Origin of the sequence: Natrinema gari JCM 14663, from assembly GCF_000337175.1 — an archaeon.
Classification (GTDB): Archaea; Halobacteriota; Halobacteria; order Halobacteriales; family Natrialbaceae; genus Natrinema; species Natrinema gari.
This window is the reverse complement of record NZ_AOIJ01000056.1, coordinates 1-25,021: the sequence shown is the minus strand read 5'-3', so window position 1 is coordinate 25,021 and position 25,021 is coordinate 1. Positions and strand designations below refer to the sequence as shown.

The 25,021-nt window shown below is 67.4% G+C and carries 18 protein-coding genes; 10 read left to right on the top strand and 8 right to left on the bottom strand.

Translation table 11 applies throughout. From position 1 onward, the window contains the following. Window positions 1-100: 100 nt before the first annotated feature. The 5 genes from C486_RS12580 to C486_RS12560 form a co-directional block, all read right to left on the bottom strand. A complete protein-coding gene (locus C486_RS12580) occupies window positions 101-1,330 on the bottom strand; it encodes a glycosyltransferase family 4 protein (RefSeq protein ID WP_241432504.1) in 1,230 nt (409 codons plus the stop codon). A 119-nt stretch (window positions 1,331-1,449) separates the two neighbouring features. Beyond that, window positions 1,450-2,796 (bottom strand): nucleotide sugar dehydrogenase, encoded by a 1,347-nt coding sequence (locus C486_RS12575; protein ID WP_008456698.1) that lies wholly within the window; start codon window positions 2,794-2,796, stop codon window positions 1,450-1,452. Further along, window positions 2,783-3,700 (bottom strand): NAD-dependent epimerase/dehydratase family protein, encoded by a 918-nt coding sequence (locus tag C486_RS12570; protein WP_049910513.1) that lies wholly within the window; start codon window positions 3,698-3,700, stop codon window positions 2,783-2,785. Before C486_RS12570 ends, C486_RS12575 begins: the two co-directional genes overlap by 14 nt. Window positions 3,701-3,766: 66 nt before the next feature. After that, window positions 3,767-4,846: a non-hydrolyzing UDP-N-acetylglucosamine 2-epimerase gene (gene wecB, locus C486_RS12565; RefSeq protein WP_008456695.1), complete on the bottom strand. Its 1,080-nt coding sequence runs from the start codon at window positions 4,844-4,846 to the stop codon at window positions 3,767-3,769. Window positions 4,847-4,931: 85 nt separating this feature from the next. Beyond that, window positions 4,932-6,116, bottom strand: a complete 1,185-nt coding sequence (locus tag C486_RS12560; protein WP_008456694.1) for a glycosyltransferase — start codon at window positions 6,114-6,116, stop codon at window positions 4,932-4,934. Window positions 6,117-6,415: 299 nt separating this feature from the next. Here C486_RS12560 and C486_RS12555 point away from each other — a divergent pair, with 299 nt between their 5' ends. Further along, window positions 6,416-7,600, top strand: coding sequence for a glycosyltransferase (locus C486_RS12555; protein WP_008456692.1), 1,185 nt, complete (start codon window positions 6,416-6,418; stop codon window positions 7,598-7,600). Between the two features lie 28 nt (window positions 7,601-7,628). Then, window positions 7,629-9,167, top strand: coding sequence for a lipopolysaccharide biosynthesis protein (locus C486_RS12550; protein WP_049910517.1), 1,539 nt, complete (start codon window positions 7,629-7,631; stop codon window positions 9,165-9,167). Window positions 9,168-9,217: 50 nt separating this feature from the next. Here C486_RS12550 and C486_RS12545 read toward each other — a convergent pair whose 3' ends face one another. Continuing rightward, entirely contained in the window at window positions 9,218-10,108 is an 891-nt protein-coding gene (locus tag C486_RS12545; protein ID WP_049910516.1) for an alkaline phosphatase family protein, read from the bottom strand. A gap of 254 nt (window positions 10,109-10,362) precedes the next feature. Here C486_RS12545 and C486_RS12540 point away from each other — a divergent pair, with 254 nt between their 5' ends. Next, window positions 10,363-11,706, top strand: a complete 1,344-nt coding sequence (locus C486_RS12540) for a sulfatase (RefSeq protein WP_008456687.1) — start codon at window positions 10,363-10,365, stop codon at window positions 11,704-11,706. 91 nt (window positions 11,707-11,797) lie between these two features. Further along, complete coding sequence (locus C486_RS12535) at window positions 11,798-13,615, top strand: hypothetical protein (RefSeq protein ID WP_008456685.1); 1,818 nt, start codon at window positions 11,798-11,800, stop codon at window positions 13,613-13,615. A 37-nt stretch (window positions 13,616-13,652) separates the two neighbouring features. Here C486_RS12535 and C486_RS12530 read toward each other — a convergent pair whose 3' ends face one another. Next, window positions 13,653-14,708: a DUF1616 domain-containing protein gene (locus tag C486_RS12530; protein ID WP_008456682.1), complete on the bottom strand. Its 1,056-nt coding sequence runs from the start codon at window positions 14,706-14,708 to the stop codon at window positions 13,653-13,655. Between the two features lie 74 nt (window positions 14,709-14,782). Next, a complete protein-coding gene (locus C486_RS12525; protein WP_241432503.1) occupies window positions 14,783-16,957 on the bottom strand; it encodes an Ig-like domain-containing protein in 2,175 nt (724 codons plus the stop codon). 540 nt (window positions 16,958-17,497) lie between these two features. Between C486_RS12525 and C486_RS12520 the strand changes: the two genes are divergently transcribed. The 6 genes from C486_RS12520 to C486_RS12495 all read left to right on the top strand — a co-directional run. Then, window positions 17,498-18,580, top strand: a complete 1,083-nt coding sequence (locus tag C486_RS12520) for an anthranilate phosphoribosyltransferase (RefSeq protein WP_008456678.1) — start codon at window positions 17,498-17,500, stop codon at window positions 18,578-18,580. Between the two features lie 297 nt (window positions 18,581-18,877). Next, on the top strand, window positions 18,878-19,675 hold the full coding sequence (locus tag C486_RS12515) for an enoyl-CoA hydratase/isomerase family protein (protein ID WP_008456676.1): 798 nt from the start codon (window positions 18,878-18,880) through the stop codon (window positions 19,673-19,675). Window positions 19,676-20,027: 352 nt separating this feature from the next. Next, window positions 20,028-20,960, top strand: a complete 933-nt coding sequence (locus C486_RS12510) for a ribonucleoside-diphosphate reductase subunit beta 2 (protein WP_008456675.1) — start codon at window positions 20,028-20,030, stop codon at window positions 20,958-20,960. Between the two features lie 83 nt (window positions 20,961-21,043). Further along, window positions 21,044-22,207: a CaiB/BaiF CoA transferase family protein gene (locus C486_RS12505; protein WP_008456674.1), complete on the top strand. Its 1,164-nt coding sequence runs from the start codon at window positions 21,044-21,046 to the stop codon at window positions 22,205-22,207. A 349-nt stretch (window positions 22,208-22,556) separates the two neighbouring features. Beyond that, window positions 22,557-23,807 (top strand): acyl-CoA dehydrogenase family protein, encoded by a 1,251-nt coding sequence (locus tag C486_RS12500; protein WP_049910511.1) that lies wholly within the window; start codon window positions 22,557-22,559, stop codon window positions 23,805-23,807. 214 nt (window positions 23,808-24,021) lie between these two features. Next, window positions 24,022-25,021 (top strand): FAS1-like dehydratase domain-containing protein (locus C486_RS12495; RefSeq protein WP_049910509.1); only part of this gene is annotated, 1,000 nt, incomplete at its 3' end.

The window sequence follows — 25,021 nt, the reverse complement described above, 5'->3', positions numbered from 1 at the left end:
GTCCCGTTCGGCGACGTACTCGACGACCGGCGACCGCTCGTCGATCGCAGGCTGGACGTGGTGGCTCTCCGTTCGAGACGGCGCGACCGAAAAGCGACGACTACAGACGGCGACCGACGGCCGCCGCGAGTCGCCCGAGCCGGGCACGAAGCCCGGCACCGGCGGTCCCGCGTTCCCTCCCGCGTTCCCGAGCGACCCCCGAGAAGAGGTCACTGACCCGGTCGCCCAGTTCGTCCCAGCGGTGTTCCCGATCGACGAACGCGACGCCGCGCCGCCCCATCTCCCGTCGGCGCTCCGGATCGGCCGCGAGGTCCCGAAGCGCCGTCGCGATGGCGTCCGGGTCGTTCTCGACGGCGAGTCCGGCCCCGGCGTCCGCGGTGACGGCTTCGATCTCCGCGACGGCGCTGGCGACGTAGGGCGTGCCCAGCGCCATCGTTTCGAGGAACTTCGTCGGCCGCGCGTACTCGAGGGTACGGTCCGTCTCGAGGGGCACCAGGCTGATCGCCGACGACGCCACCAGCCCCGGGACCTCCTCGCGGGGAACCGGCCCGTTGAGCCGAACGCGGTCGTCGATGCCGAGGTCGGCGGCCAACGCCTCGAGTTCGGCCCGGCGCTCGCCGAACCCGTAGATGGCGAGGTCGTAGTCGATATCGGCGCGTCGGAAGCCCCGCAGGAACGGCTCGAAGGCCTGCCCCTCGCCCAGCTTGCCGGTGTAGATGATTCGAGGGCGGTCCTCGCTCGCGACCGCGGGATCGAACAGGTCGTCGTCGACGCCGAACGGGATCGTCTCGATCTTGCCGTCGTCGAGATCGTACGTCTCCCTGTAGTGGGCCGCCATCGTCGGGGTGAGCGCGACCAGCCGGTCACAGCGCTCGAGGGCGACCCGTTCCATCCACCGGAGCAGTCGGTAGGCGAGCGATCCCTCGGTAGTGAATCCGAAATCGACCGCGTTGTCGAGCCAGCGGTCGTAGATGTCGACGACGAGGCCGCGGCCGGTCGCCAGCGCCGCGAGGCCGGGCAGGAGCGTCGTGTGCGGGCCGATCTGGACGACGACGCAGTCGTACTTTCGACCGTGTACGAGCACGTACAGCGTCGCGAGGACTGCGAAGAGCCCGTGGTTCAGGATGCGCTCGAGGTCGGTCCGATCCGCGACTGGCTGATACGTGAACAGTCGCGTGACCGGAACGCCGTCGATCCGCTCGCGCGACCACGGGCTGTATCGCCGCTCGAACTCCCCGACGGGAACGGACGGCTGTGGGCAAATCACGCGCGCATCGAGGTTGTCGGGTGCGTTCTGCAGGAGCTGTGCCCATCGGTGCGCGCCGGCCATCGACTCCGGCGGAAACAGTTGCGAGACGACCAGGACGGACGGGTCATCGCCGCTCCGTGCCCTCGGATCGCGCCCCGAACGCCGCTCTGACGACGGCGACGGTGCTGTCGTGTCCCCGGTCACGGTTCGATCGGGTTCCCGACGCCGAACTGGAGCAGTTCGATGCCCGCATCGTCGAGCCACGCTCGGTGCTCCGCGAGGGCCGCCACCGTTTCCTCGTGGGGGACGAACTGGACGACGACGTCCGGCGACTCGCGCTCGAGGACCGCCCGCAACTCGTCGTAGGCCAACGCGTCGACGTGGCGGTCGTAGTGGCGGACGCGGTAGCCGTCCGCCCGCAGATCGGCGACGATCCGCTCCGCGGGGCTGTTTCGGCGGTCGTCGACGTTCGGTTTGTACGCGGCTCCGAGCGCGACGACCGTCGGGTCCGCGAGCGGGGCCAGCGCACGGCGGACCTTCCGCGCGGCTACGGCGGGCATCTTGTCGTTGATCCGGCGGGCGGTCGTGATCAGGTTCGTGTGCTCCGGATCGACCTCGTTCAAGAACCACGGGTCGATCGGCAGGCAGTGCCCCCCGACCCCGATCCCCGGCTGCAGGATGTCGACGCGCGGGTGGTAGTTCGCGAGGTCGATCACCTCGCTCATGTCGACGTCGAGTTCCGCGCCGATCAGCGCGAACTCGTTGGCCAGCGCGACGTTGACGTCCCGATACGTGTTCTCGACGAGCTTACAGAGTTCGGCCGACAGGAGGTCGGTGTAGTAGACGCGCCCCTCGAGGAAGGGGTCGTAGAGCGCGGCAGCCCGGCGACGACTCCGCTCGTCGATCCCGCCGATAATACGGTCGTTGGTGACGAGTTCCTCGAACACGTCGCCGGGGAGGATTCGCTCCGGCGAGTGGGCGAGTTGGATCTCCGCACCCGGCTCGAGTCCGGCCGCCTCGAGCGCGGGGACGACCGTCTCCGCGCAGGTCAGCGGCGGCACCGTCGACTCCACGTTCACGAGGTCGCCCGGCTCGAGGTACGGCCGAATGGAGTCGAGCGCGGCCTCGAGCGCGGAGAGATCCGGGCTCTTGGTCGGCTCGGTCAGCGGCGTCGGGACCGAGACGACGAACGCGTCGCCGTCGGTCGGCTCGGTCCGCGCTTCGAGGTTGCGCTCGACGGCGTCGGACTCCAACAGTGCCTGCAGTTCGGCCTCGTCGACGTGCAGGGTCCCCTCGTTGATCGCCCGGACCAGGTTGCTGTCGATGTCGACGCCGACGACCCGCTTGCCGCGGTCGGCGAGCAACAGCGCCAGTGGCAGGCCGACGAAGCCGGTGCCGACGATGACCACCTCCTCGATCGGCTCGAGCGCCAGGTCCGCGGGATCGCCGGGACCGGAACCGTCGCGGGTTCCCGCCGGCTCGTTCCCGTCGTCGCCGGGCCGCGCCGAGTCCACCGCACCGTCGCGTTGCGGGTCACTCGAGGTCATAGTGGTCGCGCATCCAGTCGATCGTTCGCGGGAGTCCCTCCTCGAGGGAGACGCGCTGTTCGTGGTCGAGGTCGCGTGTGGCCTTCTCGACGCTGGCCTTCTTGTTGAGGGTGTTGTGGGCCTCGGTCCCTCGGTACTCGACCCGCGTGTCGTCTTTGTCCAGATAGCCGAGCACCATGTCCGAGAGTTCCTTGATGCCGTAATACTCCTCGCCGGCGATGTTGTACACCTCGCCGGGGTGGAACGAGTCGACGACGTTCGCGAGCGTACGCACGGTGTCGTCGATGTAGGTAAACGAGCGGTGATGGTCCTCGTAGACGTGGTAGGGCAGGTCGTGTAACGCCCGATAACAGAACTTGCAGACGACGCTCCGGTACTCGCTGTAGCGCTCGCCCGGCCCGTACGTGTTGAAAAAACGGACCCGAACGGACTCGGTCCCGTGTCGATCGGCCGCGTTCATGATCTGCTGTTCGTTGACCCACTTCGAGATCGCGTAATCGTTCAACTGACGCGGTCCCTCCTCGAGCGGCACGGACTCCTCCATCACGCCGTCGTAATCGCCGTACACCTCGCTGCTCGAAGCGAAGATCAGTCGGAAGTCGTGCTCGGCCTGCAGTCGGAGCACGTGCTTCGTGCCGACGGCGTTTGACTGCCACATCGTCTCGTAGAAGTCCTCGCCGTTCCGACGGCCGAACTCCGCGCCAAGGTGATAGACGTAGTCGAACTCGCGGTCCGCGAAGACCCGCTCGAGCTGTCGGTACTCGCTGACGTCACAGCGGTAGTACCGGTCGCGTTCGTTCCACGGGCGGTCGGCGACCCAGACGTCGTGGCCGCGCTGTTCGAGTTCTTCGGTCAGGGGTGCACCGATCGCTCCCAGGCCGCCGGTGACGAGCACTGATGCCATACACCCACGCTCCACGAACGGTGATAATTATCTTATGACAGTTGTCGACCGAAGCGTATCGATACCCTACAGTAAGGCATCCAAAATCCGGACGGCGGCGTCGCCGTCTCCGAACGGGTTCGACCACGTCCCGGGGCGATCGACCATCGCCTCGGCTCCCGCGACGATAGCCGACGGATCGGTTCCGACGAGCCGGTTCGCACCGATATCGACCGTCTCCGGCCGCTCCGTGCTGTCCCGAACCGTGACACACGGCGTCCCGAGGATGCACGCTTCCTCCTGAACGCCGCCCGAATCGGTGATCGCGAGACGCGCGTGGTGCTCGAGGGTCAGGAAGTCCAGGAAGTCGAGCGGGTCGACGAGCCGAATCGGCTCCGGAACGGACAGCTCGAACGCCGCGAGCGTCTCCCGGGCTCGCGGATGGATCGGATAGACGACCTCGCGGTCGGTCCGGGTCGCGAACGCGCCGACGCCCTCGAGAATCCCCGCGAAACGCTCGGGATCGTCGACGTTCTCCGCCCGGTGGGCGGTCAGCAGGTAGAACGCGCCGGGCTCGAGGTCGTAGTCCGCGAGCACGTCGCTCTTCTCCGTCGCCAGGGCGCGGTGCTGCGAGACCGCGTCGACGATGGTGTTTCCGGTGACGCGAACGCGGTCGCCGTCGATCCCTTCCGCCGCGAGCAGTCGGGCTGACTCCTCGGTTGGTGCGAAGCAGTGATCGGCCGCGTGATCGACCAGCACGCGGTTTATCTCCTCGGGCATCTCCCGGTCGAAGCTCCGCAATCCGGCCTCGACGTGTGCCAACGAGGGCTCGCGCTTGCTCGCCGCGATCGCGCCGGCGAGCGCGGAGTTCGTGTCGCCCTGTACCACGACGTGTGCCGGGCGCTCCGCCTCGAGAACGGACTCGATCCCGCGGATCATCGCAGCCGTCTGTTCGCCGTGGTCGTCGGACCCGACCCCGAGATCGTACGTCGGCGTCGGTAACTCGAGTTGCTCGAAGAAGACGGCGTCGAGCGATTCGGAGTAGTGTTGCCCGGTGTGGACGACGACGTGTGGGATCGCCTGCTCGAGACACGCGCGAACGAGCGGCGAGAGCTTGATGATCTCCGGTCGGGTGCCGAGCACGAACGCTATTCGGGGGGTCGCCATGTGTGCGGTCCACACCACGCGATCGGTGAAAAATACGCAGTGTGTAACGACCGGCTTCGCGAGGCAACTCCACCGTTCGCCGCCCCTATCGGACCCGTACCCGTTCGAGCGGCCGCGGCACCGACCGGGACAGCGCCGCCTCGTACAGGTCGTGGTGGCGTTCGACGCATCGGTCGGTCGAGAAGCGAGCGGTCGCTCGGCGTCGCGCCGCCGCGCCCCGCCGACGCCGTTCCGCGGGGGCCGCAAGGGCCTCCTGGATCGCCGTCGCGAGCGCGTCCGGGTCGGCCGGGGGAACGAGCCAGCCGTGCGTGCCGTCCGCGAGCTGTTCGGGTACGCCGCCGACCCGTGTCGCGACGATCGCCGATTCCATCGCCATGGCTTCTAAGACGGCGATCGGACACGCTTCCGTCACTGACGGGAGGACGAACACGTCGAACGCGGACAGGAGTCGCGGCACATCCGATCGATGGCCGAGGAACCGAACGGTTCCCTCGAGGTCGAGGTGCGCCCGGAGGCGACGGAGACGATCCGCGTACTCCTGCCGGGAGTCGAGCAGTTTGCCGGCGATCGGAACGGCGACCGGACCGATCCGATCGCGGACGCGAGCGATCGCCCGGAGCAGGTATTCGTGCCCCTTGACCGGGTTGACGTTGCCGACGGTGCCGACGATCGGAACGTCGTCGGCGACGCCCAACTCCTCGCGGATCGCCTCCTCGTCGGTGGCTACCGTCGACGGATCGAGCGCATCGACATCGACCGGCGGGTACACCGTCCGCGTCGGGACCGCGTCGTCGAAGAAGTAGTCGCCGACCGCATCCGCGGCGAGGGCGATCTCGTCCGCGGTGGCTCGAGCGAGTCGGGCGGCAACGCGGTCGAGCGGCCACGGCGTGCCGGTGTCGTTGAAGAACCACGCCAGCGGCGTGTCCGCCCGGCGGGCGGCGATCGCGGCCGGAACGGCGAGGGTCATGCTCGCGTGGACGACATCGATCTCCCGGCGCTCGATCGTCGCCGCGAGCCGAGACACGGACGGGAGGAAGCGAGCGGCGAAGCGCGCGTTCGCGTGGACGTTCGGCGGCGGCCGCATCTGCGACGGCCCCGGTCGGACGACCTCGAATCCCTCGTCCGTCGCCATGCGTTCGAACGCGTCGTCGCCGTCGGGTAGGTGAAACACCGTCTCGATACCGCGGTCGCGAAGCCCCTTGGCGACGGCGAGCGCGCGCAACTGGGGACCGCCCACTCGAGGATCGGCGAGGCTGTTGAGGACCCGCATTCGTGGCCGACGCGTTCGGTGTGGGTCAGTATAAAACGTACCGGCGGGCGGCGGGAACAGGCGTCGGTTACCCGCCACCGGCGCCGCGCGGACGGCTCGTAGGTCGACAGTTACTGACGAAAAGATGCGCTCGGAAGTGTTCACGGATCGGTGTGAACGGAGCGGTGTCTCCGCCGGACCGACCGCGCGCGATCACACACCGATGACCCGCCGGCCGTGGTCTCGGGGCACGGATCGGCGGCATCGATCACGAGTATCGCGTCAAGAATTAAGACGCGGTCGATGGAAGCCCGGTCCAGATGCCTCCGCGTTCGATAGCGCTCGTCGTGTTCGCAGACGAACTGGATCGCGAACACGCGGCCTACGGGGCAGTACAGAACTTCGTCGACGTCTACGAGTCCGAGGTCGACCGAATCGTCGTTGTCGGGCCAGAACGTATCGATATCGATCGGGCGGTCGTCGATCCGGTCCCGGTTCAGCGCCCGCAATCGAGCGTCCCACCGGTGACAGTCACTGAGTACATTGGCCATCAGGTACGAATCGCGGCGGCGCTCTGGCACGAGCGCGATCGACTCGAGGCCGCGTTCTTCCACATCGGCGGGACCATGCTCCTCGTTCCCCTGCTCGCGTGCATATTTGCGGGCGTTCGAACGCTGCTGTTCGTGACGGGGACCGTTACCGAGGGAGTGTACGCCCGCCGCGGAACGGGGCCGCTCGCCCGCGGCCTCGCCGGCATCGTGACTGTCGTCGAGCGCGTCACATGTACGCTCGCCGACGACGTCATTCTCCTCTCGAGCGGGATGGATCATCCGGCCCTCGAGTGGCCGATATCGCCGACGATACGGGCCGCCAACGTCAATTACGTCGACTGCGATGAGTTCGCAAAGCGAACGCCGATCGACGACCGGCCGATCGATGTCGTCTTCGTCGGGCGGTTCGCGACCGTCAAAGGAATCCACGACATCCTCGGCGCACTCCCCCGCCTCGTTGCGTCGAAGCCGGACATTCGGATCGAACTGATCGGTGACGGCGACCTCTCGGACGAGGTCGCGGCGTTCGTCGACCGCCACGGCCTCTCGGAGAACGTGACCTGTCCCGGCTGGGTCGACCACGACGACCTCCCGGCACGCCTCGACGACGCGCGAACGCTGCTCTTGCCCTCGCGATCCGAGGGTGTTCCGAAGGCCCTGCTCGAGGCGATGGCCTGCGGAACGGTCCCGGTCGCCGCCGCGGTCGGCGGCATCCCCGACCTGGTCGACGACGGGTCGAACGGGTTCTTGCTCCGGGACACGGACCCGGCCGCGATCGAGCGAACGGTGACGACCGTCCTCGAGCGTGACGATCTGGACGCGGTGAGCGATACCGCCCGCGACCACATCGAACGCAACTACGACTACGAGACGATCAGGGACCGATATCGCCGGCTCCTCGTCGACCCCGAGTCCGAGCGGGCGACGGTCGACGCCGGTCGAGACACAGTATGACGACCGACGGACGACCGCGGTGGCGACGATGAGCCGAAACATCGTCCGACGATTCAGCGCCGTCTTCGGGTCCAAGGTCGGCGTGTTAGCGCTGACGGTCGTCACGACCCCGATCCTCGTTCGCCTGCTGGGGAGTAGCGGCTACGGTGATTACTCGTTCCTGCTCTCGACGCTGCAGTGGGTGCTGGTGTTCGTCTACGCGGGCGCGTTCAAGGGGACGCGGAAGTTCATCGCCGAAGACCGATCCGACAACTGGACGGATCACGTGTTCGCGTTCTACTTCCAACTCGTGTTCGTCCTCGCGGCCATCGTGGTGACCGCGGTCGTCTTCCTCTCCGGGACGCCCCACGTGGCCTCGGTCCTCGGTCCGGAGTTCTCCCGGTACTTCACCGTTCTCGCGCTCATCGTTCCCGCTCGAGCCTGCCTTCGACTCGGCCGAAGCGCACTGATGGGGTTCGGCCTCGAGTCGTACTCGGAGCCGCTCCAGATCGTCGACCGCGTTCTCTTTGCGGCGATGATCGTCACCGTGAGCGTCGTCGGCGGGGGCGTCACGGCCGCCCTGACGAGTCGGGTCATCTCGACCGGAATCGCGGCCCTTATCGCGCTCGTACTCGTCTCACGCCGGATCGATCTCTCGACGTTGGCGAGCCGTTCGACGGGGCCGGTGCCGGCAAAGCGTCTCGCGACCTACAGCGGCTCAACCATGGTGCTGTCGTTCCTGTTGCTCTCGCTGTACCACGTCGACGTCATTCTCCTCAGACTGCTCGTCGGGAGTTCGGCGACCGGCTACTACCGCGCAGCCCTCGTCATCGCCGAATTTCTCTGGTTCGTGCCCACCGCCATTCAGATCACCCTCCTGCACTCGACATCGCAACTCTGGGTCGACGAGCGCTACGACCGGCTCACCGAGATCAGTACGCGGGCGGTCCGGTATACTGTCCTCTGTACCGCGTTGTTGGCCCTGGGCGTGGCCGGACTCGCCGAACCGGTGCTCACGCTCTACTTCGGACCGGCGTTCGACGCGGCCGTCGTCCCGCTGTTGTTGTTGCTCCCCGGCGCGGTCGGGTTTGCCGTCGCCCGCCCCGTCTTCGCGATCAGTCAGGGGCAAGAGAACTTGCGTCTCCTGATCGGCGTCACGGCCGTCGCGGCGCTGCTGAACGCCGCGTTGAACGTGGTCCTCATCCCAGCCCTCGGGCCGAGCGGGGCCGCGATCGCGACGAGCCTCGGCTACGGGTCGATGTTCGGACTCCACGTCTGGAACGGTCGCCGACTCGGGTTCGACCCCCTCGCCGATGTCCGCGCCGTCCGGGTCGCGGGCACCGTGCTGGCCGCTGCGGTACCGATCCTCGGCCTCCCCCGACTCCTCGAGTCGGACCCGCTCTCGCTGGTCGTCGTGCCGCCGGTCGGTGCCGTGGCGTTCGCCGCGCTCGCGCTCGCGACCGGTGCGGTACGTCCGGGAGAGATCCGACGCCTCGCGTCGGCCAGCCCCGTTCCGACGACCCGACTGGCAACGCTCTGTCCTGATCGGATTCTCGACGCGATCGGGCCAACGGATCACGACGGCTAGACCGGCCGCGAGACGGATCGATCCACGGACGTCGACCATCGGCCGCGCAGTCAGAGGTAGCCGAGGTCCTCGAGATGCTCGCGCGGTGCATCGACCGTCGCGTTCGTCCGCTCCGGCCGGCCGGCATCGATCCGGTCCTCGAGCCAGTCACGAACCGACAGCACGTCCGTCGGCAATGGCCCGGACTCCGTCGTGGCGATGAGCGCGTGGTCGGAGTGGACGCCGGGATCGGGGTCGTTCGTCGCCGTCGTCTGCATGCCGTGGTCGGAGAGGACGACGAGCCGATCTACGCGGGATCGGAGCCACCCGAGCAGCGAGTCGACCCGCTCGTAGATCCGGCGAAGCGCCGTCGGCCGCCGTGCGTACATGTGGCCGGTGTGATCGAGGACGTGAGCGTGGATGCCGACGATCGGAACGGACGACAACGACTGGCCAGCGAGCCACCCGAAACAGGAGCCGGTGGTGCCGAAGTAGCGACGGACGAACTCGTCAGCCGATAGGTCGCCGTCGGTCGCTCGCTCGAACCACTCACCCTCGCGCTCCCAGACGTAACAGGGCGTCACGCCGGGCCAATTGCGGACGGTTCCGTCGTCGAAGACGGTCGATTCGTCGGTCCGTGGATAGCCGCCGTCCAACAACTGTGCTTTGAGATCGGCGAGGTGCTCGTGGAGCGGCTCGGGAAGCAACTGGACCGCGCGCACGACGGCGCGCAGGCCGGTCGCGTTGTCCCAGCCGACGCCATCGAGTTCGACACCGTGCTCCGTCGGCGACAGGCCAGTCGCGATCGTCGGCCACACCTCGAGCGTCGCCGGCACGTCCAACGAGTGCGTGAGCGACTCGAGTTCGCCGTGGTTCTCGAGGAGCATGTTCTCACACCCCCATCGGTTCGCGAGGCGATAGTCGGCGGCGTCGAGACCGAGAACACAGAGTGTGTCGGACATGGGCCAGTGAAGGAGTGTCCGCATGTTAAAACTAGAACACCGTCAGGACGGTAACGCACGGGGTTACGTACGGTAAGCGGTCCGTGAAGCACGGCTCGGTCGGCTCTCCCTGCGATCGTCGACCGACCTCCCGGAAGCGACGGTGCGAGCCGTCCGGTCCGCCTGTGTGATAGTCACGGCATCCGGACAGTGAGAACGCTTTTCCCCTCGTTCATTGTTGCTGGACGCACCAACGTTTCGAGAGGAGACAAAGAATGCCATCGAGTATCCTGCTGTCAGTCGATTGCCTTCGATCGGATCACGTCGGCTGTTACGGCTACGACCGCCCGACGACGCCGAACATCGATTCGTTCGCCACTGACGCGACGCGCTACCGGTTTAGCTACGCCAACTGTCCGGGAACACGGTGGGCCTTTCAGTCGATTCACACTGGGGTCTACGCCGGACAGATCGACGGCCTCGGTATTCCCGACGGCTACCGGGAGCAGCTGGCCGAACGGTTCCGATCGGCCGGCCACTCGACCTTTGGAATCGCCCACAACGGGTTCCTGAGCCGGGATTACGGCTACGACGAGGGGTTCGACCGATGGACCGGCGTCGCCGACTTCGACGAGGCGGACTCGCTGGCGGTCAAAGCCGGCAAGCGGGTCGCGAACGCGGTCGACTCCGACGTCCTCACACGGCGACTGCTGCGACCGGCCTACAGTCTCGTCGCCGGTGGCGACTCGTCCGGCGAGTACCGCCCGCCGACGACCGACACCGACGTCGTCGACAGGGCAGTTGAGTGGCTCCGCGCTCGCGAGTCGGCGGACGATGACTACTTCGCCTGGGTTCACTTCATGGACGCACATACCCCGTACGGCCGGTACGACGAACACCTCCGCGCCGTCCGCGGCGACACCGACATCGACCACGTCGTCGCGCCGACCGAATCGGACGCGGTCGTCCACGGTGAGCCCCCCGAACAGCGAGTGATCGACACGTACGACGCGTGTATCCGGAGCGTCGACGAGCAACTCGGTCGACTCCTCGAGGTCGTCGACGACGACACGGTCGTCGCGATCGTCGGCGACCACGGCGAGGAGTTCGGCCGCTACAGGGCGTTCCACGAGGCGTCGCTGTATTCGTCGATGACGAACGTCCCGATCATCGTCCGTGCGCCCGGACTCGAGGCGGGCGTCGTCGACGACCACTTCGCACAGCACGTCGACATCGCCCCCACGCTGTTGGCGGCCGCCGATTTCCCGGTTCCCGATCGGTACGTCGGCGAGCCCTTGCAACGCGTCACCGATCGCGACCTGTCGACGCCGACGTGGTACTCCCTCGAGGCGGGCCACGTCGGTCTCCAGACCGATCGCTGGAAAGTCATCCAGCCCAACGGCGAGCGGCTCGGGTTCGAGATGGACCGGACGGAGCGCGAAGGGGACCCGACAGCGGACGGTGCCGTTCCCGACGCGTTACACGCACAGTTGGACGCGTTCGAACGCCGACTCGACGCCGACCGCGTAACCGGCGGCGCGGCGACCCTCGGGCGGGACGACGGCGACCTCTCCGCGTCGGTCGAAGAGAACCTCAGCGACCTGGGCTATCTCGAATGAGGGCGTCGACCGCTGTCGGCGGCTCCCGGTCGTGCGAGCACTGCAGTGGCTCGTCGATCGGTGCGAGAGACGCAAACGCGACCGATGACTCATGAACCGCCGGTGGCGAATCATCTCGGCGGTCACCGCGCTGGCCGCGATCGGCTTTATCGGGAGCGTCCTGACGACGCCGCCGGCCACGGGATACGAATCGTCGATCCACGACGCGTACCCGCCGCAGGCGTGGGTCGGGTTCGGACTGGCGCTCGTCGGGAGCCTCGTGCTCCTCTTTCGCTCGGTGACCACCGGTCGTCCGGGATGGCGCTACGGTGTCGGCACGCTCGCGAGCGTGTACGCCGTCTTTTTTGCGCTGCCGCTGTTTCGCGGCTACTACGTCTACGGTACGCCGATGTCCGACGCCTTCTACCACTTCGGAATCGTTCGAGACGTGCTCAAAATGGGCACCGTTCCTGAAACGGGCTATCCAGCCACACACGTTCTCTACACGACGCTGACAACCATTACGGGTGTTCCGATACACGTATTACAACCAGTCGTCACGTTTTGCTTTTTCCTGTTGTTCGTCGGGTCGTGTTTCCTCCTCGGACTGTCGTTTTTCGGCCGGCGCGGCGGCCTCGCGACGCTCGGGGCCGCGACGCCGCTCGTCTTCGCCTCCCATCACCTGATGACGCTCCCCTGGCTGTTCGCCCTCCCGTTTCTCCCGCTCTCGCTGGCCCTCGCTCATCGCTGGTCGGGACGCCGTTGCTCGAGCCGGACGGGACTCGTCGGTGTGGCGTTCGTCTGTGGTATCGCACTCGTGTTCTATCACCCGGTGACGGCGCTCGTGACCGTCCTCGCGCTCGTCGTGTACGTGGGCGTCGTCGCCGCACCATCGCTCCGTCGGCGACTCCCACGTCGCCGGGCCGAAGCCAAAGCAACAGCCGGTCGAGCGGACGCGGTCCCCGTTCGATACCCGCTCGTTCTCGGGATCGCGGGGATCCTGTGGTATCTCTCGATCAGCCACTTTACCCATTTCCTCGAGCGAGTGATCACCAACGACATCGACGGCGGTGCCGCAAGCTATGCGAGCACTGCTCAACGGACCAGTTACTCGGCGTGGGAGCTGGTCTGGGAGTTTCTCGTTCTGGAGTGGGGGACGGTACTCGTCTACGCCGGCCTCGGGGCAGGCATCGCCGCCGTGATCCTCGGTCGCGTTCTCAGGGGACGCGACAGTCGTCTCGAACGACTCTGTGTCGCCCAGTACGGCGCGGGAGTCGGCGTCGCGGTCTTCTTCTTCGGTTCGCGAGTGCTCTCCCGCAACGTCGTCCGGATCAACAACTACACCGTGATCGGGGCGATCCTGTTGCTCGGACTGGCGATCACCGGCCTGGTATCGTATCGCGACGCCGTCGACGAGCGGTGGAAACGGTGGAGCGCGACGACCATGCTGCGGGGCCTCTGTGTGACCGTCATCGTCGTCGCGTTGCTCGCAGGCGCGGTCGCGTACGAGGACGACCGCCACGTAACTCACGCGACGATGGCCGGTGCGGAGTGGCACCACGAAAACCACGACTCCGGGATCGACACGCGGGCGTTCCGGATGTCCGAACAGCTTCAGCGGTACTTCGAAGGCACGACCGGCGCGGACCCGGACGACCGTCAGTTCCACCGGTCGCTCGAGGGGTATCAGCTGCCGACGAGGTTGGGCTACGATGAGCACGGGTCGGTCGGCGATGTCTACGAGAACAAGACGTACCTCGTCACGAAGACGGCAGACATCGCATGGGCACGGAATCGACCGCCGGATCGCCGAGCGGAGATCGATCACTACACCGCCGCCGACCTCGCTCGCCTGCGAGCCGATCCGGCGGCCCACCGCATCTACAGCAACGGCGATGTCAGCGTGTGGCTCGTCGACCCCGACGAATAACCGGGTCGGACTCGCCCGCGATTCGGATCGGTCCCGCTCACTCCCGTGACGCGTTGAGCCACCGATGCGTCGAGTAGTCGGCGTTCTCGAGGGTTGGCGTCGCGGGAACGTCCGCATCCGCGTAGACGAGCCAGGCCACGCGGACGGTATCGCCGGTCAGCGTCGGCTCGATGTCGTGTGAATGCGTCCACGTCTCGCCGTGTGCGAGCCGCGGCTCGAACCGTCGCAATTCGTTCTGCTCGAGGACGGTCACGGTCCCGGGTTCGCCGTCGGATGCGATCCGCTGTGCTACGGCGACGACGGTATAGCTGACCGTCCGGTGTTCGTTGTTCTCGAGCGTAACGACGACACCCTCGGTCCCGTCATCCGCGGCCGGCGAGGGGATGTCGGCGGTAGGGTCGCCGTCGGTGTCGGTCAGTACGGCCACCTCGGTGAACGTCTCGCCGTGTTGGGGCACGGTAACGGCGTAGCCGACGCCGCCGACGGCGAGAACGAGCGTCGTCGCCACCAGAATCGCCAGCCCCGTCTCGGCTCGCAAGTCCGGATCGAACAGCGCAGTTCGAGCCGCGACACTCCACCGTCGGTACGGCGTTCGAAACCGCGCTTCCGGCGGGATCGATCGTCGTCTCGCCGTCGCGACGGTCGCCATGGCGACCGTCACCGCGCTCAGGACGACCGCGATCGATCGCAGTCGGATCGCGACTGGAGCGAAGTGTATCGCCAGGCCGAGCAACGGCACGATCGCGATGCTCGAGGCGACCGAAAGAACGGCGCGCTCGGCGTCGGTAAGCGGGCCGTCCAGCGGGCGGAATTGGACTGGATCGGCCTCGCGCTCGTCGCCGTCGCCCGTCGTATCACTGCCGCGGCCGGACCGGGTCGGGCGTTCGGGAACCAGCGCCGCGACGAACGCGTAGCCGGGGCCGAACAGCACGAAGGCGAACCCGAGGGGCACTCGCAGCCACGTGTCCCGCACGACCGGCGCGAACACGGCCAGATTCGTCGCGGCGACCAGGGCGATGACCGCAGCGAGGTCCGCCGGCACGTCGCGAACCGGCCTCGGGAGGAGCCGCCACGGCGAACTGGATCCGGCCATCGGTATCGAGTACCGTCGGCCAAGGCTGAAAGTTAGCCGGCCCCATCGCGATCGCTGCGACCGTAAAGTAGGGGCTACCCACCGTGATCGCCCGATTCCGATCGAGTCCCGCGGTCATCGTCGGTGCGTCGATCGCACAACTGCCCCACGGCCTCGAGCACGCGCTCGGCCTCGGCGGCCGAGACATCAGTCACGTCGAACGTGGCCCGTTCGTAGCGTTCGGTCACGCTCCGTAGGAGGTCTGGGTCGGCCGCGTCGTCGTCGCTATCGGGGCCGTTCGTCCGGCGATCGGTCCAGCGGCGGTAAAACTCCCAGTGGGTCAGGGCGGTACTCGAGCCGCCGGCGTCGATGCGATCCGACAGGGCGTGGCGAACGGCCGTGTACGCCAGCTCGACCGCCCTGTTGGGGCGGCCACGCGAGAGTGCGTCGCGTCCGTGTTCAAGAACCGCGTCGGCGATTTCGGTGCCCGATCGCTCGGCTACCGGGTTCGTCGCCGTGTCGATCGCGGCGTCCCCGGTCGAGGCCGACCGACTCGAGCGGGACGACCGGCCGCGTCGCCGCCATACGAATCCGGCGGCTCCAAGGAGGAGCACCAGCCCGCCCCCCACTCCGAACCATACCCACGCGGGAACCCCCAACCACGAACGGGTCTCGGTCGAGACCGTCACGGTCGCCGCCGCAGTGTCCGACGCGAGGTTCGATCCAGACCCGTCGTACGTCGCGACGATCGGTTCGTCGCCGCGGGCGGCCCCGGCGGGGACCTCGACCGTGGCGGCGAACGAACCGTCGGCGGCCGTCGTCACCGTCTCGAGCGTGGTGCCGCCCGCGTCCAGTCGGACCGGCCGTCCGGCGACCGGCGATCCGGCGGCCGTCTCGAGCGTGCCGTCGACCGCGACCGTTCGCTCGGCATCGCCGACGCGGGCCGCCGAGACGGTGATGTCGACCTCGGTTTCGCGGACCGTCACGTCGGTCGTCGCCGTCGTCCCGGCGAGCGCCCGGTCCTCGTAGCCGAGTCGGACGCCCAGGTCACGCTCGCCGTTGGGGACCGTCGCGGGCACCTCGATGGCCGCCTCGAACGATCCATCCACGGTCTCGGTCCGCCCGATTCGCTCGTCGCCGAGCGTCACCGCCAGCGGAACGCCGTCGACGGGAGTCCCGCCGACGTGGAGACGCCCGCCGACGGTCGCGGTCTCGCCGTAGGCGACCGCGGTCGGCGTTTCGAGTCCCGAGACGGTCGGATCGTCCTGCTCGATCGAGACAGTCACGGCCGTCTCGCTGCCCAGATAGAGCGACTCGTTGGCCGGGACGTACTCGATCGCGAGCCGATCCGTCGAGACCGGCTCGGCCGTCGGACGGTACTCGAACGCGAACGAGCCGTCGGCGGCCGTCTCGGTCCGGACGGAGCCGTTGCCGACCGCGAGCCGGATCGTCTCGGACCCGACCGGCCGCCCGGTTGCCGTTCGCAGTCGTCCGGTGGCGTTCAACGGCTCGCTGAAGGAGATCGTCTCGCGGCTGGCGTCGACGGTGAGGGTGGTGGCCACGAACTCCGTCTCGCGGATCGTCGCCTGTTCGGCCCGGATCTCCTCGGTGACCGCCTCGATCGCCGCGTCTGCGGTCGAGAGGTTCCCGTCGGTTGCCGCCTCGAGATCGTCGTAGGTCGCGCGTAACTCGCGGCTCGACTCGTTGATCGATGTCGCGAGCGTCTCGAGCTCGCGGGCGAGGGATCGCGCCCGCCCCTCGTCGCCGGCCGCCCGCGCCCGCTCGTACTCGGCTTTGGTCTCGTTGTATCGCCGAACCGCCTCGACGATCCGTCCCTGGCTCTCGCCTGCGAGTTCGAAGAGCGCCGCGTCGGTTTCGCCGGCCGTTGCCGCGGCGATCTCCGCATATCGGTCGAGGGACGCAGCGTACGACTCGTCGACGGATCGCGCCGCACGCTGGTAGTCCCCGTCTTCGAGGCTGAGCGCACCCGCCTCGAGATCGTCGACCAGCCGGGTCAGTAATCGTCCCTCCAGTGCCTCGAGATCACCGTCCGCGTCGTACTCGCGCGGATTCCTGTGGCGGGGGGTGGCGTTGTCGTCGGCGTCGTCGGCAGCCTGGAGGAGTCGGGATTGGGGTATCTCGACGGCCGATCCGGGAACGACAGACGCGCCGGACGCGGACGGGAGACCCGTGAGGACACCGGCACCGCCGCTCGCGAGCACGAGGAGGACGGTGAGGAAGACAGCGCTACTCGCACGCGAATCACTCACGCCCTCGCGTTCGCGACCGGGATACATAGCTATGCGTTCGGTTCGCGCCCACTGCGCGTCCGCGGGCGGTCTCAGGACCGTCTTACTGTACCGTTTGGCGGACCGAACCCGGCACACCTCCGGGATACGCGGCGGTTACCAGCGGGATCGTCCGGCCAGGGGAGCGGACCCGCTCGCAACCGTTCCGGTATCGACTCGTCGTGTCAGTGCACTGGCCCACGGACACCGATACATACGATTTCGTAACTGTATCGAATATTGACGTCCCGGGACGGCGACGGGCGACGACCGAATCCGGAGCCGAGTTCGTCACTGACTGAAGCGACGTATGCGGCCCGTCTCGCGCTCGAGGGGAAGGGGTCGGTTCCCGTACGAGCGAGGTGCGTGCTCGAGGCCGGTCACTGATGCCCGGGCCGCCGCGCTACCTGCCGATCCGCACGCCGTTTTCGAGGACCGGCCGCACCACCGAATCCCGTCATTTGACGGCGCGGAGGGACCGGAAACGGGAGGTTTTTGCGCCGGCCGTCCCAACGGATGCACATGGCGCAGGCAACACAGGAGTTCGGCGAATGGCCGTTGAAACGCCTGATGACGGAGGTCGTCGGCTCGGGCCCCAAATCGGCCGACGACATGAACCGCACGCAGGCTCGCGAGGCCTTCCAGCGGATCCTGGCGGACGAGCCGGACGCGACCACGCTCGGCGCGTTCTGGCTGGCCAACCGCTGGAAGCGCAACAATCCCGAAGAGTTGGCGGCCTACACCGACGTCATGCGCGAGGAATCGGTCGTTACCGCCGAGCCCGACGCCGATCCGGTCGACTGCGGCGCGAACTACGACGGTAAGGATACGTCCGCGATTCTCGGCGTCGGTGCCGGCGTCGTCGCCGCCGCCGCTGGCACGCCGGTCGTCGTTCACTCCGGCGACTACGTTCCCTCCCAGAAAGCGACGGCGTACAAACACGTCCTCGAGGAACTCGGCGTTCGCACCGAACTCGAGCCGACCGAAAGCGCCGACATGGTCGACGAAACCGGCTTTGGCTTCTACTACCAGCCCGCGTTCAACCCCGGCATCGACGACCTGTACGATCGACGCGATCAAATGGGCGTTCGGACGTTCGTCAACACCATCGAGACCGTGGCCAACCCCGCGAACGCCGACGTCCATCTGGGGTCGTTCTACCACCTCGCGTTCGCGAAGAAGCTGACCGACCTCATCACGGAAAGCGACCAACTCGAGTATTCCCGTGCGATCTTCTTCCAGGGGATGGAAGGGTACGACGACATCCGCCCCGGCTACACGAAGGTCGCCGAATGGGATCGAGCCGGCGACGACGGCGCGGACTCCTTCGCGGACTACGAGATCGAGACCGCCGAGTACGGCATGGACATGGAGCGATCGGACCTCGCGGTCGACGACATGGCGACCGACTCCGCGTCGATCACCGAGGCAGTTCTCGCCGGCGACCGCGACGACCACTTCGCCGACGCGATCGCCCTCAACGGCGCGTTCAGGATGTACGCCCGCCAGGACGTCGACAGCGTAGCGGACGGCCTCGAGCAGGCTCGCGAGGTCATCGCCGACGGGAGCGCGCTGGCCGTCCTCGAGGAGCTGCAGGCGTTCTGAGCGACCGGCAACGGCCATCTTTTCATCCGGAACGCTTGCATCGCCACTCCACGGTAGCCTCGTCGGCGTCATCCGATACCCCCACGCCAACGCGAGCGAGCGACTGGAATCGCCGCTGCATCGATCGTCTTCTCGCTTCTCATATGGTTTTCGAATCGTGACGGCTTTCGTATCGTTTCGGGACGGCGGTCTCGGTCGGCGACCAGCAGTCGCCGGCCCCGACGGGCGGTTGGAGTCGCCGTTCGGGACGGGAGCCGAACTGGACACCTTTTTGATCGGTGGCCGTGACCATCACCCATGGACGACACACTCGAGACAGTGATGGTAGAGTTCGACGAGGATCGCGGCGTCGGCACGCTCACGATGCACCGCCCGGACGCGCTGAACGCCCTGAACGCACAGTTGCGAGCCGATATCGTCGCGGGGCTCGAACTGCTCGAGGAACGGAACGAGGACACCGACGGCGTCGCCCTGCGCGCCGTGGTGCTCGAGGGAGCCGGCGAGAAAGCCTTCTGTGCCGGCGCGGACGTCGGCGGCTTCTCCGAGGCGTCGGCCGGCGGTACCTCGGCACGGTCGCACTACGACGTCATCCGAGCGTTCCCCGCGCCCGTCATCGCGAAGATCGACGGCTACTGTCTGGGCGGCGGCCTCGAGACCGCGCTGGCCTGCGATTTCCGACTGGCAAGCGAGGGTTCGACCTTCGGCTTCCCCGAAGTCACCCTCGGGATTCTCCCCGGTGCCGGCGGGGTCCAGTACGTCAGCAAACTGGCCGGCCCCGCCGTCGCGAAGGAACTCGCGATGACCGGCGACCACATCTCCGCGACGCGGGCGGACGAGGAGGGCATTATCAACCACGTCTACGCCGACGACGAGTTCGACGACGCGGTCGACGAGTTCGTCACCGACCTCGCCGGCCAGGCACCGCTGGCGGTGCAGGCCATCAAACGATCCGCGGACATGGCCGTCCACAGCGGGCTCGAGGAGGGAATTGAGTACGACTCCCAGCTTTTCAAGCGGCTCCTCGAGACCGAGGACCACGCGGAAGGGGCGGCGGCGTTCGCCGAGGACCGCGAGCCCGAATTCGTCGGGCAGTAGCGGGGCGGACGAACGGCCGACATCCCACTTCGGGGTGAGTTCGCACCGCATCCGGGTGGCAGTCAGGAGCGCGACGACCAGCCACAGCGACCGGCGGAACCGGGGTTCCAGTCCGACTCCTCCCCGAGGCCGCGCAGCGAGAACGGCCCGACGGGGGGTTGCCCCCTCCTCGAGAGCCGTACCGACCGGTTCGTCGGCCGCGATCCCCTCGTCGACGATCCGTGGGACACATCGACGAGGACGCCCGCGAGAGCCCCTCTCGACCACACTGTCGGCTTTCAGGCCGGCTGGCGCGGCCGCCGCGTAACGACAACTGGGACACAGTTAATAGCCGCGGCACATAGTATGGTCCATGGCAACGGAGTACACGCCAACCGAGATGATGGACCGGGAGTCACGGTCGAACCGCTACTATCGCAACGCGGTCGAGCGCCACTGGGACCCCGGCGACATCGACCTCGAGCGCGATGTCGAGAACCTGCTCGCGTTCATCGACGGGACGGAGACCGACGACAGGGAGTCGTGGTACGGGATGCTTAACGGTATCGCGAAGTTCGGAGCGGGCGAGGACGCGGTCACGGAGGACCTCGCGCCGTTGGGGACGGTCCTCGACGACATCGACGACCAGCTGTTCCTGACGACGCAGTTGTACGAGGAGGCCAAACACGCCGACTTCTTCGATCGGTACTGGCGCGACGTCGTCTGGACGGTCGAGGACGAGTTGGGGTGGGAGCGATCGAACCCGCGCCACGACCGGTGGTTCAACGATCCCTACATCGAACTGTTCGACCGCAACCGGCGCGCACAGCGCCGGCTACTCGAGGAGGACACGCCGGAAACCCGTGCGAACGCCTACTGCCATTACCATCTCACGGTGGAAGGCATCCTCGCCCAGACGGGGTACTACGGGATGCAGACCTCCTACGGCGGCGAGTTCGACGACCTGCCACAGCTGCCGGGGCTCGTTGAGGGCTTTACCAAGATCCGCAGCGATGAGGGTCGCCACGTCGGCTTCGGGATGAACCAGCTCAAGAAACTCATCGCCGAGGGGGTCGACCCCGATTTCATCGAGGAAACCGTCGAAGACCTGCTCCCGCTCGTTCAGGGGATCACGGAGGACAACCGGTACCAGCCCGACGACCCTGAGGAGCGCGTCGGGCTCGACGATGGGCAGTTAGCCGAGTACGCGATCACGAAGCACACCGATCGGATGCGACAGCTCACGGACGCCGCGGCGGACGTTCCGGACGTCGACGAACTGGTATCGCTCGAGGAGGACGACTGACGCCGTGAGACGAACCCGACGGGTCCGGTCCCGACGCGACAGGCGACAGTAGGCTTTTGAGGGGGGGCTCGAAATATGGTACCATGCAGCTCGATTCGGTGCGGATACTCGATCTATCGCGCCTGTTACCCGGGCCGTACGCGACGCAACTGCTCGCCGATGCGGGCGCGGACGTGATCAAAGTCGAGGACACGGACAGGGGTGACTACGCCCGCGATACCCCGCCGACGACCGTCCGCGGCGTCGGCGCGCTGTTCGAGAGCGTCAATCGCGGCAAGCGCAGTATCGCGCTCGACCTGAAGTCGAGGGGCGGCCGCGAGGCGTTCTACGAACTCGTCGCGGACGCGGACGTCGTCTTCGAGCAGTTCCGACCCGGCGTCGCCGACCGACTCGAGATCGACGACGAGACGCTCCGCGAGTACAACGACGAGCTGGTCTACTGCTCACTGTCGGGCTACGGGGGGACCGGGCCGGACGCCGAGCGCGCGGGACACGATCTCAACTACGTCGGTGTGGCCGGCTTACTCGATATGACCCGAGAGGACGAGTCGATGGCCCCGCAGATCCCGGGCTATCAGATCGGGGACCTCGGCGGCGGGCTGTTCGCGGCCTTTTCGATCGTCGGCGGGCTGCTGTCGCGGGAGCTGGGCAACGGCGGCGAATACGTCGACGTGGCGATGACCGACGTGGTCGCCTCCTTTTCGCAGGCCGTCGCCCACGAAGCGCTCACGGGCGGCGATCCCCGGCCCGGCGAGACCCCGCTCACCGGGAAGTTCCCCTGGTACGATGTCTACGAGACCGCCGACGGCCGGTACGTGACCCTCGCCGCGCTCGAGCCGAAATTCTGGACGACCTTCTGCGAGGAAGTCGACCGCGAGGCGTTGATCGACGCTCATGGTACCGACGATCCGGCCGAACTGGCGGCCGTCCGCGAGGAACTCGAGGCGCTGTTCGCGAGCCGGTCGCGGGACGCGTGGCTCGCGAACCTGAGTGAGGAGACGATGGTCGGGCCGGTGTGTACGCCGGCGGAAGCCCTTGAGCACCCCCAACTCGAGGCTCGCGGACTGGTCGAACGGCCCGCGGACGCGCCGCCGCGGATCGCCTTTCCCGCGAGAGGGTCGAACGTGCCCGACACGCACGACGAGTCGGTCCCGGAGCATGGGGAACACACCGACGAACTGCTCGCGTCGGTCGGGTACGACGAGAGCGAGCGGGCCGCCCTCCGCGAGGCGGGAGCCATCCGCTGATCGGCCGTCCGCGATCCAGGTTCCGATCGACGCCGTCACAATCCGACCGACACATCGATCCATGGTCAGATACGCAGTGCCAGCGGCGGCTCGAATCGGCTCGGAAAGAGTCCGATGCGGACGAACGCGAACGGATATACGGCGTCTATCACGGACCGCGGACTACTTAGAGTGAGCATAGCGCGCGTCTGAGTCGAGCGCGGTCGGCCGACGGGAGCCGAACCAAGCCGATGACACCGCCGACCGGGGCGTCTCGAGAGCCAAGCGCCGACCGGTATCCGCCACCAGTTGCCAATTTATGCGATCGCTTACCTATAGCTTTACAATGCTGTATCATATCGTGAGTGATATGGAGTACCACGACTCCGAGACGGCAACGGAGGTTGCGGGCCGCGTAGCGGACTTCATGGACGAGGTCGTCATCCCGCGCGAGCGAGAGGCGCTTGCCACGGGTGAGGAGATCACCACGGACGAAATCCACGAGATGTGGGAGATGGCCAAAGAGCGCGACCTGTTCGCGCCCCAAGTCCCCGAGGAGTACGGCGGGCAGGGGCTGGACTTCAGCGACATGCTGCCGTCGTTCGAACAGGTCGGCCGCTCGCTGATCGGCGCGCTCGCGATCCGCGCGAACGCGCCCCAAGAGGGGAACATGCACACCTTGGAGATGGTCGGGACCGAGGAACAGAAAGAGGAGTATCTCCGACCGCTCGTACAGGGCGAGCTCTCCTCGGCGTTCGCGATGACCGAGCCCAAGGTCGGTGCCGGCTCGGACCCCAAGATGCTCCAGAGCACCGCGGTGAAGGACGGCGACGAGTGGGTCGTCAACGCCCACAAGTGGTGGACCTCCGACGGACTGGACGCCGATTTCTATCTGGTGATGGCCCGGACCGACCTCGACGCCCACCCCTACGAGGGAACCTCGATCATCCTCGTTCCGCGTGACGCCGACGGCGTCGAGGTCCAGCGGAACGTTCCCCATCTCGGCGGCCACGGCATCACCGAGCGCGAGGGTGGCCACGCCGAAGTGAAGTTCGACAACGTCCGCGTCCCCGTCGAAAACACGATCGGCGAAGAGGGAGCCGGGTTCCGGATCGCGCAGATGCGACTCGGCGGCGGCCGACTGACCCACTGCATGCGCTACTCCGGGATGGCCGAGCGCTCGCTCGACATCGCCAAGGCCTACCTGCAGGAACGCGAGGCCTTCGGCACGAAACTCGAGGACAAACAGGCGCTGCGCCATCGGATCGCCGACGCCGAGACGCGGCTGCACGCCGCTCGCTGTATGGTGCGCCACGCCGCGCGCGAACTCGACCGCGGCGACGCCCGCATCGAGGTTGCGATGTCGAAAATGTTCACCGCCAACGTCACCAACGAGACCATCGACCTCGCCCTCCAGTGTTGTGGGGGCAACGGAATCGGCAAGGACCTGCCGATCGCCCACTTCTACGAGAACGTCCGTTCGTTCCGCATCGTCGACGGGGCCGACGAGGTCCACCGCCGCTCGATCGCTCGCTGGGCGTTCGAGGATGTCGACGCGGCCGAGATCGAGAACACCCTGCAGTTCGACGAGAACCTGCGGATCGATGGCCTCGACGAGTAACACGTCCGGACTCGAGCGATCCGGTTCGAACTCCGGTCGAAGAACGGGACTCGCGTCGCCGTCCGGGGATCGCACAGTCCCGTCCGCGAAGGGTACTGTTATGTCAGCCGTCCACAAACCATGGCAGCGATGAAAGGCGGACACCGCGCCGAGGTGCGATACGACGCGCCGACCGATCGGCCGACGACTATCGCGCGAGCCACGGAGGGGGGCCATGCCGACTAGGCCACTCGCGGAACTCGAGGCGATGGTCGGGGACGCCCGCGTCACCGTCGCGGAGTTTCGCATCGAACCCGGCAAGGTCGAGGAGTTTGCGCGGGCGATCACGGCCGACGACCCCGTCTTCCGCGACGGGTCGGTCGCCGCGGACCGGGGCTACGACCGCGTCCCCGCGCCGCTGACCTACACGCAGGTCGGCCGCTTCCCTCGATACACGCCCACCGATGTCGACGGGACGGGGTTCGATCTAGGCTTCCAGCCGGAGTACGTCCTCCACGGCGAGCAGACCTACGAGTACGAACGGCCCGTCTACGTCGGCGATGTGCTCGAGGGGACGACCACCCTCGCGGACGTCTTCCAGCGCGAGGGCGGTCGCGCGGGGACGATGACCTTCGCCGTCCTCGAGACCGAGTACCGGACGCCGGACGGCGACCTCGTCCTGACCGACCGCTCGACGGCGATCGAAACGGAGAGAGCGGTCGACGACGACGAGAGCGCGACCGGGAGCGGCGACGGGTCCTCGAGCAACGCGTCGGCCGAGCCCGACGGCGGCACCGCGGACCCGGAGCCGGCAGCACCCACGGCAACGGTCGACGCGTTCGATCGCGTCCGCACCGTCGACGGCCTCGAGCCCGGTGACGCCGGTCCGACCGTCGTCGTCCCTGACCTCGAGCGCCAGCAGTTCGTCATGTACGCCGGGGCCAGCGGCGACTTCAACCCGATCCACTACGACGAGCCCTACGCGACGGCGGCGGGCAACGAGAGCGTGTTCGGCCAGGGGATGTTCACCGCCGGCGTCACCTCGCGGGTCGTCGCCAATTGGTTCGACCTGCGGGACGTGACGAGCTTCGGCGTCCGGTTCCAGTCGCGCGTGTTCCCCGACGACACCATCGTCGCGAGCGGCGAAGTCACCGAGGTCGATCCCGACGCGGGCACGGTCGAGACGGCACTCGGGGCCCGGACGACCGACGGCGAGACGCTGTCTCTTATACACA